12 protein-coding genes are annotated in these 13,219 nt (G+C 70.1%); 7 read left to right on the forward strand and 5 right to left on the reverse strand.

Annotated elements, in window-relative coordinates; translation table 11 throughout:
- Positions 1–41: 41 nt before the first annotated feature.
- The 4 genes from FG99_RS07975 to FG99_RS07990 all read left to right on the forward strand — a co-directional run bounded on the left by FG99_RS07975 (position 42) and on the right by FG99_RS07990 (position 5,279).
- Positions 42–1,433 (forward strand): MFS transporter, encoded by a 1,392-nt coding sequence (locus FG99_RS07975; RefSeq protein WP_043268646.1) that lies wholly within the window; start codon positions 42–44, stop codon positions 1,431–1,433.
- 28 nt (positions 1,434–1,461) lie between these two features.
- Entirely contained in the window at positions 1,462–2,430 is a 969-nt protein-coding gene (locus tag FG99_RS07980) for a ketopantoate reductase family protein (RefSeq protein WP_009613394.1), read from the forward strand.
- A 25-nt stretch (positions 2,431–2,455) separates the two neighbouring features.
- Complete coding sequence (locus tag FG99_RS07985; RefSeq protein WP_043268648.1) at positions 2,456–3,931, forward strand: aldehyde dehydrogenase family protein; 1,476 nt, start codon at positions 2,456–2,458, stop codon at positions 3,929–3,931.
- Between the two features lie 97 nt (positions 3,932–4,028).
- On the forward strand, positions 4,029–5,279 hold the full coding sequence (locus tag FG99_RS07990; protein WP_043268650.1) for an OprD family porin: 1,251 nt from the start codon (positions 4,029–4,031) through the stop codon (positions 5,277–5,279).
- Between the two features lie 274 nt (positions 5,280–5,553).
- Here the strand turns inward: FG99_RS07990 and FG99_RS07995 are convergent, their stop codons facing one another.
- The 5 genes from FG99_RS07995 to FG99_RS08015 all read right to left on the reverse strand — a co-directional run bounded on the left by FG99_RS07995 (position 5,554) and on the right by FG99_RS08015 (position 9,056).
- Positions 5,554–6,126: a HupE/UreJ family protein gene (locus tag FG99_RS07995; RefSeq protein WP_043268652.1), complete on the reverse strand. Its 573-nt coding sequence runs from the start codon at positions 6,124–6,126 to the stop codon at positions 5,554–5,556.
- 23 nt (positions 6,127–6,149) lie between these two features.
- Complete coding sequence (gene ureG / locus FG99_RS08000; RefSeq protein WP_043268654.1) at positions 6,150–6,764, reverse strand: urease accessory protein UreG; 615 nt, start codon at positions 6,762–6,764, stop codon at positions 6,150–6,152.
- Positions 6,765–6,775: 11 nt separating this feature from the next.
- On the reverse strand, positions 6,776–7,450 hold the full coding sequence (locus FG99_RS08005) for an urease accessory protein UreF (RefSeq protein ID WP_043268656.1): 675 nt from the start codon (positions 7,448–7,450) through the stop codon (positions 6,776–6,778).
- Positions 7,447–7,947 (reverse strand): urease accessory protein UreE, encoded by a 501-nt coding sequence (ureE, locus tag FG99_RS08010; RefSeq protein WP_043268658.1) that lies wholly within the window; start codon positions 7,945–7,947, stop codon positions 7,447–7,449. Before ureE ends, FG99_RS08005 begins: the two co-directional genes overlap by 4 nt.
- A gap of 473 nt (positions 7,948–8,420) precedes the next feature.
- Positions 8,421–9,056: a TetR family transcriptional regulator gene (locus tag FG99_RS08015; protein WP_043268660.1), complete on the reverse strand. Its 636-nt coding sequence runs from the start codon at positions 9,054–9,056 to the stop codon at positions 8,421–8,423.
- A 147-nt stretch (positions 9,057–9,203) separates the two neighbouring features.
- Here FG99_RS08015 and FG99_RS08020 point away from each other — a divergent pair, with 147 nt between their 5' ends.
- From FG99_RS08020 to FG99_RS08030, 3 genes are all read left to right on the forward strand, one after another.
- On the forward strand, positions 9,204–10,301 hold the full coding sequence (locus FG99_RS08020; RefSeq protein ID WP_043268662.1) for a flavin reductase family protein: 1,098 nt from the start codon (positions 9,204–9,206) through the stop codon (positions 10,299–10,301).
- Positions 10,302–10,319: 18 nt separating this feature from the next.
- On the forward strand, positions 10,320–11,384 hold the full coding sequence (locus tag FG99_RS08025) for a fatty acid desaturase family protein (protein WP_043268664.1): 1,065 nt from the start codon (positions 10,320–10,322) through the stop codon (positions 11,382–11,384).
- Positions 11,385–11,497: 113 nt separating this feature from the next.
- Positions 11,498–13,195: a ShlB/FhaC/HecB family hemolysin secretion/activation protein gene (locus tag FG99_RS08030; RefSeq protein ID WP_051878591.1), complete on the forward strand. Its 1,698-nt coding sequence runs from the start codon at positions 11,498–11,500 to the stop codon at positions 13,193–13,195.
- The last annotated feature ends 24 nt before the right edge of the window (positions 13,196–13,219 follow it).

Raw genomic sequence — 13,219 nt, forward strand, 5'->3', positions numbered from 1 at the left:
GCAGCTCGCGGCCACGCCACAACAATAAGAACGAGGTGGATATGAATACGACTACCGTCAGTGAGACGCTGGAGGCTGCCGGCCGGCACTCGAGCCGCCCTGCGGCCAGCGCCGACATCGGTACCCTGCTGGACGAAGGCCCCTTCACCCGGATGCAGAAGGTCGTGGTGCTGCTGGCCGCGCTGTCCATCGTGCTGGACGGCTTCGACGGCCAGCTCATCGGCTTCGCCATCCCGATGATGATCGCCGAGTGGGGCATCAGCCGCGAGGCCTTCGCCCCGGCGGTGGCCGCCGGGTTGATCGGCATGGGCATCGGCAGCGCCTGCGCCGGCCTGTTCGCCGACCGCTTCGGGCGGCGCATGGCAGTCATCGCCAGCGTCTTCGTGTTCGGCTCGGCGACCTGCGCCATCGGCCTGGCCCCGGATGCCCTGACGGTGGCGCTGCTGCGCTTCGTCGCCGGGCTGGGCATCGGCGGCGCGCTGCCCAGCGCCACCACCATGACCGCCGAATTCACCCCGGCGCGGCGGCGCACCCTGGCGGTGACCGCGACCATCGTCTGCGTGCCCCTGGGCGGCATGCTGGCGGGCTTCTTCGCTTCGCACATCCTGCCGCTATACGGCTGGCGCACGCTGTTCTTCGCCGGCGGCGCGCTGCCGCTGGTGCTGGGCTTCCTGCTGCTGGCGACGCTGCCGGAGTCGCCGCGCTTCCTGGCGCGCCGGCCGCAGCGCTGGGGCGAACTGGGCCGCCTGCTCGGGCGCATGCAGCGGCCCATGCCCGAGGGCGCGCGCTACACCGATTCGCTGGAACAGGCGCGGGAGAAACGCGCCGGCTTCCGCGCCCTGTTCGATCTCGGCTACGGGCGTGACACCGTTGCCGTCTGGGTGGCCTTCTTCATGTGCCTGACCGCCGTCTACAGCGCCTTCAGCTGGCTGCCGACCATGCTCCAGGCCGAAGGCCTGTCGCTGGCCGTGGCCGGTTCCGGGCTGACCGCCTACAACCTGGGCGGCGTGATAGGCGCGCTGGTCTGCGCCGTGGCCATGACCCGCTGGGGCTCCTACTGGCCGCTGCTGCTGTGCTGCCTGGGCGGCGCCGCCAGCGCCTTCGCCATGCAACTGGTGGACGTGAACCAGCATGCCAGCCTGCTGATCTTCGGCTTCGGCGTGCACGGCCTGTTCGTGAATGCCGTGCAGTCCACGCTCTATGCCCTGTGCGCCTTCATCTACCCCACCGGCGTGCGGGCGACCGGCACCGCCTCGGCCCTGGCCTTCGGCCGCCTGGGCGCGATCCTCAGCGCCTTCGCCGGGGCCAGCGTCATCACCCTGAGCGGCGCGCACGGCTACCTGACGCTGCTGGGCACGGTGATGGTGGCGGCGATGATCGCCCTGATGCTGGTGCGCCGGCACATTCCCCGGCGCGCGCCGGGGCTGTCTTGAAACGGCTCACGAGCGGGAGGTCGATCCGATGAGCGAATGCAGCATTACCCACGTCAGCATCCTTGGCGCCGGCGCCATGGGCTCGCTGTTCGGCGGCCTGCTGGCCGAAAGCGGCCGGCGGGTGACCCTGCTGGACATCAACGATGCGCACCTGGCGGCCATCCGCGAACAGGGCCTGCGCCTGGTCACCGACAGCGGCGACCGGCGCATCCGAGGGCTGGCGGCCTGCCGCCCGGAACAGGCCAGCGGGCACCCGGACCTGTTGCTGGTGTTCACCAAGACCCTGCACACCGAGCAGGCCTTGGCCAGCGTAGCGCAGCATATCGGCGGGCACACGCGAGTGCTGTCGCTGCAGAACGGCCTGGGCAACGCCGAGACGCTGTGCCGCCACGTCGCGCCGGAGCAGGTGTTGATCGGCATGACCACCTGGCCCGCAGACCTGCACGGCCCCGGCCATGTCGAGTCCCACGGCCTAGGCGTGGTGCGGGTCTTCTCGGCGGACGGTGTCGAACGCCCGGCCTGCGCGGAGGTCGCGGCCGTGCTGGATGCGGCGGGCCTGCGCTGCGTGGCGGATGCGGACGTGTGGGCGGCGATCTGGGAGAAGGTCGCGTTCAACGCCGCGCTGAACAGCCTGTGCGCAGTCACCGGTTGCGCGGTGGGGCAACTGGCGGCCGTGCCGCAAGGCCCCGAACTGGCCCGCGCCGTGGCGCAGGAGGTGCTGGCCGTGGCCCGCGCCGAGGGCATCGCCGTGGACCCCCGGCACTGCCTGGCGAGTGTGGCCGACGCCATCGCCCAGCACCGCACGCACAAGCCCTCGATGCTGCAGGACGTGCTGGCGGGGCGGCCCACGGAGATCGGTTCGATCAACGGCGAAGTGGTGGCTCGCGCGCGGCGGGCGGGCATCGCCGTGCCGCGCACGGAAATGCTGCTCGGGCTGTTGCGCCTGGTGGAGGCGCGCGCCCGCGAAGCCGCCGCCGCGAGCGGACCCTTGGTATGAACCCCGTCTTTCAAGGAGCTTTGTCATGAGCGATGCCAATACCCCCTACACCGACTTCCACCTGCAACCCCTCGCCGGCGAATGGCGCACCGGCAGCGCCGGCAAGGTGCTGCGCGACAGCAACCCCTACGACGGCAGCCTGCTGGCGGAAATCCCCCAGGCCAGCCGCGAGGACCTGGATGCCACCTACCGCAAGGCCGCCGAAGCGCAGCCGGCCTGGGCCGCGCTGCCGCCGGCGGAACGCGCCGCGCTGCTCCACCGGGTGGTGGAGGTGTTCGACCGGCGCCGCGAGGAGATCATCGACTGGATCGTCCGCGAGTCCGGCAGCACCCGCCTGAAGGCCACCCTGGAATGGGGCGCGGCGCGGGGCATCACCCTGGAGTCGGCGTCCTTCCCCAGCCGCGTGCACGGGCGCATCGTCGACTCCAACATCCCCGGCAAGGAGAGCCGCGTGTACCGCAGCGCCATCGGCGTGGTCGGCGTCATCAGCCCTTGGAACTTCCCGCTGCACCTCACCCAGCGCTCGCTGGCCCCGGCCCTGGCGCTGGGCAACGCGGTGGTGGTCAAGCCGGCCAGCGACACCCCGGTGTGCGGCGGCCTGCTGCTGGCGCGCATCTTCGAGGAAGCCGGGCTGCCGGCCGGCGTGCTCGGCGTGGTGGTCGGCGCCGGCAGCGAGATCGGCGACGCCTTCGTCGAGCACCCGGTGCCGGGCCTGGTGACCTTCACCGGCTCCACCCCGGTGGGGCGCAACATCGGGCGCATCGCCAGCGGCGGCGCGCACCTCAAGCACGTGGCCCTGGAGCTGGGCGGCAACAGCCCCTTCGTGGTGCTGGAGGACGCCGACCTGGAGCAGGCGGTGAATGCCGCGGTGTTCGGCAAGTTCCTGCACCAGGGGCAGATCTGCATGGCGATCAACCGCATCATCGTGGTCGACGCGCTGTACGACGCTTTCGCCGAATGCTTCGTCGAGCGCGTGAAGCAGGTGAAGGTCGGCGACCCGCAGTCGCTGGAGACCGCCATCGGCCCGATCATCAACGCCCGCCAGCTCGAAGGCCTGCTGGAGAAGGTCGCCCTGGCCCGCCGCGAAGGCGCCAGGCCGCTGTACGAAGGCGGCGTGCAGGGCCAACTGCTGGCGCCCCACGTGTACGGCGAAGTCGGCCCGGACATGGAGATCGCCCGCGACGAAATCTTCGGCCCGCTGATCGGCCTGCTGCGCGCCCGCGACGAGGCCCATGCCCTGGAACTGGCCAACGCCAGCGAGTACGGCCTTTCCAGCGCCGTGTTCAGCCGCGACCTGGAGCGCGGCGTGGCCTTCGCCCGCAAGGTCCGCGCGGGCATGACCCACGTGAACGACATCCCGGTCAACGACGAGGCCAACGCGCCCTTCGGCGGCGAGAAGAACTCCGGCCTGGGCCGCTTCAACGGCGACTGGGCGATAGACGAATTCACCCGCGACCACTGGGTGAGCGTGCAACGGGAGGCGCGCCGCTACCCGTTCTGATCGCCTAGCCGGTTCTGCCACCAATCCCGCCCAGGGCGCGCTCACACGGACGCGCCGCGGGCCGCTGCACCCCGAAAAAAAACGGAGAACAATAACAATGCAAAACCGTCACACCGCCGTATTGCCGTCCCTCGCCTGCGTGGCCCTGCCGCTGTTGTGCGCGCCCGCGCTGGCCGAGGAGGGCGGCTTCTTCGAGGATTCGCGCACCGACCTGGTGCTGCGCAACTACGCGTTCAACCGCGACTTCCGCGACCACAGCGCCGGCAAGAGCCTGATCAACGAATGGGCCCAGGGCTTCATCCTCAAGTTCAGCTCCGGCTACACCCGCGGGCCGCTGGGCTTCGGCGTGGATGCCATGGGCCTGTACGGCGTGAAGCTGAACAGCAGCCGCGAGCAGAGCGGCTCCGAACTGCTGCCGGTGCACGACGACGGCAAGGCCGCCGACGAATACGGGCGCGTGGCGGTGGCGGCCAAGCTGCGGCTGTCGGCCAGCGAGCTGAAGCTCGGCGAAATGCTGCCGGACGTGCCGGTGCTGCGCTACGACGATGGCCGCCTGCTGCCGCAGACCTTCCGCGGCGCGGCGCTGGTGTCCCGCGAGTGGGCCGGGGTGAGCCTGTACGGCGGGCGCTACGACCAGGTCAGCCTGCGCAATTCGGCGGACATGCAGGACCTGTCGTCCTGGTCGGCGCCCACGGCGAAGTCCGACGCCTTCAACTACGCCGGCGGCGAATACCGCTTCAACGACCAGCGCACCCTGGTCGGCGCCTGGTACGCGCAACTGGAGGACATCTACACCCAGCGCTATTTCAACCTGCTGCACAAGCAGCCGGTGGGCGACTGGGTGCTGGGCGCCAACCTCGGCCTGTTCTTCGACCGCGACGACGGCCGCGCCCTGGCCGGCGACATCGACAGCCACACCGCCTACGCGCTGCTCTCGGCCAACCATGGCGGGCATACCCTCTACCTCGGCCTGCAGAAGGTCGGCGGCGAGGGTGGCTGGCAGTCGGTCTACGGCAGCAGCGGCAGGACCATGGGCAACGACATGTTCAACGGCAACTTCACCAACGAGGACGAACGCTCCTGGCAACTGCGCTACGACTACGACTTCGCCGCGATGGGCGTGCCCGGCCTGGTGAGCATGGTGCGCTACGGCAAGGGCGACAACGCCACCACCAAGGCTGGCAGCGGCGGCAAGGAATGGGAGCGTGACCTGGAGCTGGGCTACACGGTGCAGAGCGGGCCGCTGAAGAAGCTCAACGTGCGCGTCAACCATGGCAGCAACCGGCGCAGCTTCAACAGCGATTTCGACCAGACGCGGGTGATCTTCAACTACCCCATTTCGCTCTGACGGGGCGGTGCGTATGGCTTCTCGTAGGAGCGAGCCTTAGCGCCGTCGTAGGATGGCGTTGAGCGAAGCGATACCCATCACCGTGACCGCATGGGTTTCGCAAGCTCAACCCATCCTACGAAGAGCACCATGGCTTCGTCCCATGCTCATTCCCATGTAGGAGCGCGCCCTGCGCGCGAATCGCGGGCAGGGCCCGCTACAGGCTGCTGGGAGGCACGGTATTCCTCCCCCGTAGGAGCGGACTCCGTCCGCGATTCTCAATCCGGATTCGCGATCAACCCGCCAGCAACCACATCCCGGCACCCGCCGAGGCCAGGCCCGCCACACGCACCAACGGCGCCGCAGCCTGCGGCAGGAAGCGCACCAGCGCATAGCCCGCGGCATGCAGCGCAGCGGTGGCGCAGACGAAGCCGGCGGCGTAGGCCCAAGGGCTGGACAGTTCCGGCAGCTCCAGGCCGTGGGCGATGCCGTGGGCCAGGGCGAAGAGCGCGGTCACGGCCATGGCCAGCGGCAGCGGCGGGCGCACCGCCAGGGCCACGCACAGGCCCAGGGCGAGCACCGAGGCGGCGATGCCGGTTTCGACGAAGGGCAGTTGCACGCCGTCGAAGCCGAGCAGGCCGCCAAGCAGCATGGCGCCGACGAAGGTGCAGGGCAGCGCCAGGCGCGCCGCGCCCCGTTGCTGGGCGGCCCAGAGGCCGACGGCGAACATCGCCAGCAGGTGGTCGAGGCCGGTCAGCGGGTGCAGCACGCCGGCGGCCAGGCCGTGCTCGCCGTGGCCGGGGTGGGCGAAGGCGAGGGCCGGGGCGAGGCACAGCGCCAGGGCGAAGAGGCTTTTGCGCAGGGACATGGGGGACTCCTTGTGGGTTGTTCTCAGGCCGCGGTCAGCAGCCCCTGGCGTTCGATGAAGGCGATGATTTCGTCCAGCCCCTGGCCGGTCTTCTGGTTGCTGAACACGAAGGGCCGCTCGCCGCGCATCTTCTTCGCGTCGCGCGCCATCACTTCCAGCGAGGCGCCGACCATTGGCGCCAGGTCGATCTTGTTGATCACCAGCAGGTCGGACTTGCAGATGCCCGGGCCGCCCTTGCGCGGGATCTTGTCGCCGGCGGAAACGTCGATCACGTACAGCGTCAGGTCCGACAGCTCGGGGCTGAAGGTGGCCGAGAGGTTGTCGCCGCCGGACTCCACCAGGATCAGCTCCAGGCCCGGGAAGCGGCGGTTGAGCTGGTCCACCGCCTCCAGGTTGATCGAGGCGTCCTCGCGGATCGCCGTGTGCGGGCAGCCGCCGGTTTCCACGCCGATGATCCGCTCCGGCGCCAGGGCCTGGTTGCGCACTAGGAACTGGGCGTCTTCCTGGGTGTAGATGTCGTTGGTCACCACGGCGAGGTTGTAGCGCTCGCGCAGGGCGTGGCACAGCGCCAGGGTCAGGGCGGTCTTGCCGGAGCCCACCGGGCCGCCGATGCCGACGCGCAGGGGTTGGGAGTTCATGCGGGGTTCTCCTAGGAACGGAACAGACGGCTGTATTGCGTTTCGTGGACCATGCTCGCCAGGGCCAGGCCGAAGGGCGCGCCGCCGGGCGCGTCCTCCGCCAGCGCGGCGGCGCAGGCGCGTTCGAGCTCGGGGAGCAGGCGCGAGGTAAGCTTCTGCGCGGCCAGCTGGCCCAGGGGCAGGGCCTTCATCAGCACCGCGAGCTGGTTCTCGGCCCAACTCCACAGCCAGGCGGCCAGGGCCTGCTCCACGTCCAGGCCCCAGGCCCGCGCGGCCAGCGCCCAGGTGGCGGCCAGCGAGGGTTCCGGCTGCGCGGCCAGCCAGGCGCGGGCCGCTTCGTCCAGCTCGGGCAGGGCTTCCAGCAGTTGCGCCAGGGAAAAGCCCATCTGCCGGCTTTCCAGGGCCAGTTCGCGGGTTTCGCGGCTGGCGCGGTGGCGTTCGGCGGCATCGCTTAGCGCGGCCCAGTCGGCGGCCAGCGCGGCGCGCAGCAGCTCGGCCAGCAGCGGGCCCTCGAAGCGCGCCAGGTTCAGTTGCAGCTGGTCGGCCAGCCAGGCGAAGGCGCTGTCGGCATCACTCACCAGGCCGTGCTCCAGGGCGGCTTCCAGGCCCTGGGAATAGCTGTAGCCGCCGATGGGCAACTGCGGGCTGGCGAGGCGCAGCAACGGCCAGAGGCCTGCGCCGGTCACTTGCGCACTCCGAACTGGTGCAGCTTCGGCGCGTAGTTGAATTCCGCCTCGCCATGGTGCGAATGGTGATGGCCGCCGCCGTAGGCGCCGTGCTCGGGCTGGAACGGCGCCTCGATGCTCTGCACCGTGGCGCCGAGCTGGTCGAGCATGGCCCTGAGCACGTAGTCGTCGAGCAGGCGCAGCCAGCCTTCGCCCACCTGCAGCGCCACGTGGCGGTTGCCCAGGTGGTAGGCGGCGCGGTTCAGCTCGCGCGGGCTGGCGCAGGTCACGTGCATCAACTGCTCGGGCGCGGCGCACACGCGCACCACGCGGCCGTCGTTGGCCAGCAGGCAGTCGCCGTCCGCCAGCGGCGGCTGGCCGCGTTCGAGGAACAGGCCGACGTCCTCGCCATCGCGGCTGTAGCAGCGCAGGCGGCGCTTGCTGCGCGCCTCGTAGTTCAGGTGCAGTTCGGCGTCCCAGCGCTCGCGGGGCTCGATGCGTTGGTGGATGACCAGCATGGCGGTGTCCGGCAGTAGGCAATGGCCGAGCTACAGCAAGGGCCTTGCCAGGGCCGGGCGCGGCCAGCAATGGCGGGGGCTGGGCGGGTTGTCCGAGTGGTCAGCAATGGTGCGCGTGCGCGTTGCTGGTGCGCACGGGAATGGTGCGCACCGATGTGGGGCGGAATGGGGGTTTCGTAGGAGCGAGCTTGCTCGCGAAGGGTGTTGGCCGGTGACAACGTAGTCGGCCCGACCTCCTTGCCCTCTCCCCAGCCCTCTCCCTGAAGGGAGAGGGGGCTTGTCCGTGCCGAGAGAGGGTTTGGTGTCAGCCGGCTACTCGGTGCAAGCCGGCTAACGCCAAAACATCAGCGCACTCCGAACGGTCCCCTCTCCCTTCAGGGAGAGGGTTAGGGAGAGGGAGCGGAGTTGAACCCGTGCGCAGGTGCCACCGGCGGGTTCGCGAGCAAGCTCGCTCCTACAAGGAAGCCCCAGCCTCAGCCCCTTGCCCCGATCCCCAGCCAATGCTTGGCCCCAATCATGATGAAACGCAGCTGCTGGGTAACCTTGGCCTCCGGCGTCAGGTGCGCCGGCAGCGCCTCGGCCGGCGCGTCGATCAGTTCGGGCAGGGTGGCGAACACCGTCTTCACCACCAGGTCGGCGAGCACGTCGAGGTCCTGGGCCTGCAGGTGCGGCAGCTTGTTGAGCAGCGCCAGGTCCGCCGCCAGGTCGTCGGTGATGCGCTGGCGCAGGGTGCCGATGGCCTGGCGGATGGGCAGCGAGCCGCCGTACTGCTCGCGGGCCAGGAACAGGAACTGGGTGCGGTTGGCGCTCACCGCGTCGAGGAAGATGCGCACCGAGGCCTCGATCACCCCGCCCAGCTCGAACTCGTTGCGCCGCACCGCGCGCAGGGTCTGGCGGAAGGTCTCGTCGACGTCGGCCACCAGGGCCAGGCCCAGGGCGTCCATATCGGCGAAGTGCCGGTAGAAACCGGCCGGGACTATGCCCGCCGCGCGCGCCACCTCGCGCAGGCTCAGGCTGCCGAAGCCGCGGCCGCTGTCCATCAGGCCGCGCGCGGCGTCCATCAGGGCCTGGCGGGTCTGCTGTTTCTGTTCGGCGCGGGGAGAGGACATCGGGGCTTCCATGGCAGGGGCCCCGGCACTCTAGCAAATGGCCGGGGAAATCGGCGACTGCGCCGGCTACTTCAGTGAACGACTGTTGACTGAAAAGTGGCGGCATGCCAGTTTAGTGAACAAGTGTTTACTGTCTGGATGCCGTCCATGTCCCTGCTTCCCCTGGCCTGGCTGCGTGCCCTGCGCCCGCTGCTCGGCCCCCTGCGTGTGCTGGTGCGCCAGCGCTGGCTGCGCGAGGCCGACGTCGATGCCGTGCTGGCCATGCTCAACCCGGCCTGGGCGCTGAACCGGGTGTTCGCCCGCGTCGAAGGCCGCCAGTGGGTGGCCGACGACATGCTCGCCCTGCGCCTGCGGCCCAATGCCAACTGGCGCGGCGCGCGGCCGGGCCAGCACCTGCAGCTGTTCATCGAGCACGACGGCGTGCGCCTGGGGCGCAGCTACAGCCTGATCGCCGATGAGGACGGCTGCCTGGAGATCGCGGTGAAGCTGCAGCCCGGCGGGCGGGTCTCGCCGCTGCTGCTGGGCCGGTTGTGCGTCGGCGACGTGCTGGAACTGGGCGCGCCGGGCGGCGAACTGCACTGGCCGCAGGACGAACGCGGCGTGCTGCTGCTGGCTGCCGGCAGTGGCCTGACACCCTTGCTCGGCCTGCTGCGCCAGGCCCTGGCCGACGGCTACCGCGGCCCGGTGACGCTGCTGCACTACGTGCACGAACGCAGCCAGCGCGCCTTCGTCGAGCGCCTGCAGGCCCTGGCCCGCGAGTACCCCAACTTCCGCCCGCGCTGGGCCATCAGCGGCGGCGCGGCGCAGGCCGGCGAACTGCAGGGGCGCTTCCACGCCGAACACCTGCAGGGCCTGCCCGCCGGGCACGTGCTGGCCTGCGGCCCGGCCGGTTTCGTCGGCGCCGTGCGCGACCACCTCGAACCCCGCGCCGCCAGCCTGCAATGGGAAGCCTTCAGCGCGCCCGCCTGGGCCACCGACGAGGCCCCGCGCGAGGTCCACCTGCACTTCGCCCGCAGCGGCCGCCAGGTGGCCGGCGACAACCAGCGCAGCCTGCTGGAACAGGCCGAGGCCGCCGGCCTGCGCCCGGCCCACGGCTGCCGCCAGGGCATCTGCGCCAGCTGCACCTGCACCCTGCTCGCCGGCAGCGTGCGCGACCTGCGCAGCGGCGCGCTGCACAACGAGCCGCAGCAGCCCATCCGCCTGTGCGTCAGCGCCCCGCAGGGCGACGTCAGCCTCGACCTCTAGCCTCCCCGGAACCCCAGCATGCGCGAAGACCGCGACCTCACCCCGGCCGAGCTGGCCGCCTTCGGCGCCGAACTGGACGCCCTGCGCCAACGCACCCTGGACGACCTCGGCGCCGCCGACGCCCGCTACATCCGCCGCGTGCGCAGCGCCGTGCGCGCCTGCTGCTGGGCCGGCCGCGCACTGCTGCTGTGCGGCTGGTCCGCCTCCACCTGGCTGCTCGGCAGCCTGCTCCTGGGCCTGGGCAAGGTCCTCGAGAACATGGAGCTGGGCCATAACGTCATGCACGGCCAGTACGACTGGATGAACGACCCGGAATTCTCCGGGCGCCAGTACGAATGGGACATCGCCGGCCCCTCCGACTTCTGGCGGCACACCCACAACCACATCCACCACACCTACACCAACGTCCTGGGCAAGGACGACGACGTCGGCTACGGCGTGGTGCGCCTGTTCCCCGAGCAGAAGTGGAAGCCCTTCTACCGCTGGCAGCCGCTGTGGGTGACGATCCAGGCCGTGCTCTTCCAGTACGCCGTCGCCATCCAGCACCTGCGCCTGGACCAGTACTTCAAGGGCCGCCTGGGCAAGGACGAACTGCGCCCGCTGCTGCGCCGGTTCAACGCCAAGCTTGGCCGCCAGTGGGCCAAGGACTACCTCGCCTTCCCCCTGCTGGGCCTGCTGGCCGGCGGCTTCTGGGCGGTGTTCTGCGGCAACCTCGTGGCCAACTTGCTGCGCAACCTGTGGACCTTCACGGTGATCTTCTGCGGCCACTTCACCGAGAAGGCCGCGGTGTTCCCGGCCAGCGTGCTGCAGGGCGAGAGCCGCGGCCACTGGTACCTGCGCCAGCTGCGCGGCTCCAGCAACCTGGAGGGCGGGCCGCTGCTGCACCTGCTCACCGGCAACCTCAGCCACCAGATCGAGCACCACCTGTTCCCCGACCTGCCGGCGCGCCGCTACGCCGAACTGGCCCGCGAAGTGCGGCAGATAGCCGAGCGCTATGGCCAGCACTACAACAGCGGGCGCCTGTCGCGGCAATTCGCCACGGTGCTGCGGCGCATCTGGGTTCACCGTCTGCCGGCTTCATAGGAATAGTCTTAAAAGAGAAACCAGTCGCCGAATGACACTCCCTCAACATCAATTGGCCATGATTTAATCGGCCAGGTTTTGTAACCGGATGTCGTAGTCGAGGGATCGAAGGGATGAAGTCCATTCCCCATTACTGGACGCTGGGCCTGGCCCTGGCCGTCGTTCTGGATGTTTCCGCCGCGCCGCTGACCACCCCCGGCGACCGCGACCTGCAACGCGACCGCCAGGAGCAGCTGCTGCGCGAACAGCAGAAGCGCCTGGAGGAATTGCAGCAGCTACCCGGCAAGGCAGCGCCGCAGGCCCCCGCCGAGCAGCCCGCCGACACGCGCTGCTTCGACATCCGCGAAATCACCCTGGAAGGCGCCGGGCACCTCGGCGCCGCCACCCGCGAGCGCCTGCTGGCGCCCTACCGCGGCCAGTGCCTGGGCGTGGCCCAGCTCAATGCGCTGCTCAAGGCCATCACCGACCACTACCTGGCCCGCGGCTTCGTCACCACCCGCGCCTACCTGCCGCAGCAGGACCTCTCCGGCGGCACGCTGAAAATCATCGTGGTCGAAGGCCGCCTGGAAGGCTTCGACGACTCCGCCGTGGCCAGCCCACGCGAACTGGCCATGGGCTTCCCCGGCAAGGCCGGCGAGGTGCTCGACCTGCGCGAGCTGGAACAGCTGGTGGACCAGGTCAACCGCCTGCCCTCGCGCCATGCGCAAGTGGAGTTGGTGCCCGGCGAGCAGGTCGGCGGCAGCCGCGTGCAGCTGGCCGGCGAGCGCGGCAAGCCCTGGCGCGTCTCGGCCTTCCGCGACAACAACGGCGACCGCAGCAGCGGCGAGCAGCAGGCCGGCCTGGGCCTGGACTGGGACAGCCCGCTGGGCCTGGCCGACCAGCTCGGCCTGCGGGTGGCCGAAGACGTGGTCAGCGACCACTGGAAGCACTCCGACAACCAGGGCCTGTTCTACAGCCTGCCCTACGGCTGGTGGACCTTCAGCTACAGCTACAACCAGAGCTACTACCGCACCCGCAACCAAGGCAGTGGCTTCGCCTTCAAGCTCGACGGCGACAGCCGCTCCCACCAGTTCGGCGCCGAGCGCGTGCTGCACCGCGACAGCCTGAGCAAGACCGCGGTCAACTTCGGCCTGGCCCACGTGCGCTCGAACAACTACATCGACGACGAGAAGCTCGACGTCTCCAGCAGCCGCATCACCGAGGGCCAACTGGGCTTCAACCACGGCCGGCGCATCGGCAGCGCCTTCGTCAACCTCGACGCCGGCTGGCAGCAGGGCATAGGCGCGCTCGGCGCCCAGGGCGAGCACGACCCGCAGCCCTACCAGCCCCACGCCCGCTACGACAAATACACCCTCACCCTCAGCTACCTGCAGCCCTTCCAGCTGTGGGGCGAGAACTTCAGCTTCGACGCCCTGGCCACCGCGCAGAAGAGCGAAGACGTGCTCTACAGCCCGCAGCGCATCAGCCTCGGCGGGCTCAACTCGGTGCGCGGCTTCAAGGACCAGAGCCTGTCCGGCGACAGCGGCTACTACTGGCGCAACCAGCTGCGCTGGCGCCGCCCGGTGACCTGGGTGGCGCTGCAGCCCTGGCTGCAGGAGTACGGCGTGGGCTACGGCTACGACTTCGGCGCCATCGCGCACGACCGCTACAACCCCGAACTGCACGGCCGCCTGAGCGGCCACGCGCTGGAGTTCAACGCCCGTGGCCAGTACCTGGCCGCGACCCTGAGCTTCGCCCGCTCCCTGGAGCGGCCCAGCGTGATCGACAAACGCGAACACCCGGTCTACTTCCGCGTCGACCTGTTCTTCTGACGCCGCAACACCACGGAGACCCCA

This window comes from Pseudomonas sp. AAC (assembly GCF_000725445.1).
GTDB classification, from domain to species: Bacteria; Pseudomonadota; Gammaproteobacteria; order Pseudomonadales; family Pseudomonadaceae; genus Pseudomonas; species Pseudomonas citronellolis.

What these genes read in the sequence shown, in the direction of transcription:
- FG99_RS07975 (WP_043268646.1), top strand. Translation starts at nt 42, where the DNA reads ATGAATACGACTACCGTCAGTGAGACGCTGGAGGCTGCCGGCCGGCAC.
- FG99_RS07980 (WP_009613394.1), top strand. Translation starts at nt 1,462, where the DNA reads ATGAGCGAATGCAGCATTACCCACGTCAGCATCCTTGGCGCCGGCGCC.
- FG99_RS07985 (WP_043268648.1), top strand. Translation starts at nt 2,456, where the DNA reads ATGAGCGATGCCAATACCCCCTACACCGACTTCCACCTGCAACCCCTC.
- FG99_RS07990 (WP_043268650.1), top strand. Translation starts at nt 4,029, where the DNA reads ATGCAAAACCGTCACACCGCCGTATTGCCGTCCCTCGCCTGCGTGGCC.
- FG99_RS07995 (WP_043268652.1), bottom strand. Translation starts at nt 6,126, where the DNA reads ATGTCCCTGCGCAAAAGCCTCTTCGCCCTGGCGCTGTGCCTCGCCCCG.
- ureG (WP_043268654.1), bottom strand. Translation starts at nt 6,764, where the DNA reads ATGAACTCCCAACCCCTGCGCGTCGGCATCGGCGGCCCGGTGGGCTCC.
- ureE (WP_043268658.1), bottom strand. Translation starts at nt 7,947, where the DNA reads ATGCTGGTCATCCACCAACGCATCGAGCCCCGCGAGCGCTGGGACGCC.
- FG99_RS08015 (WP_043268660.1), bottom strand. Translation starts at nt 9,056, where the DNA reads ATGTCCTCTCCCCGCGCCGAACAGAAACAGCAGACCCGCCAGGCCCTG.
- FG99_RS08020 (WP_043268662.1), top strand. Translation starts at nt 9,204, where the DNA reads ATGTCCCTGCTTCCCCTGGCCTGGCTGCGTGCCCTGCGCCCGCTGCTC.
- FG99_RS08025 (WP_043268664.1), top strand. Translation starts at nt 10,320, where the DNA reads ATGCGCGAAGACCGCGACCTCACCCCGGCCGAGCTGGCCGCCTTCGGC.
- FG99_RS08030 (WP_051878591.1), top strand. Translation starts at nt 11,498, where the DNA reads ATGAAGTCCATTCCCCATTACTGGACGCTGGGCCTGGCCCTGGCCGTC.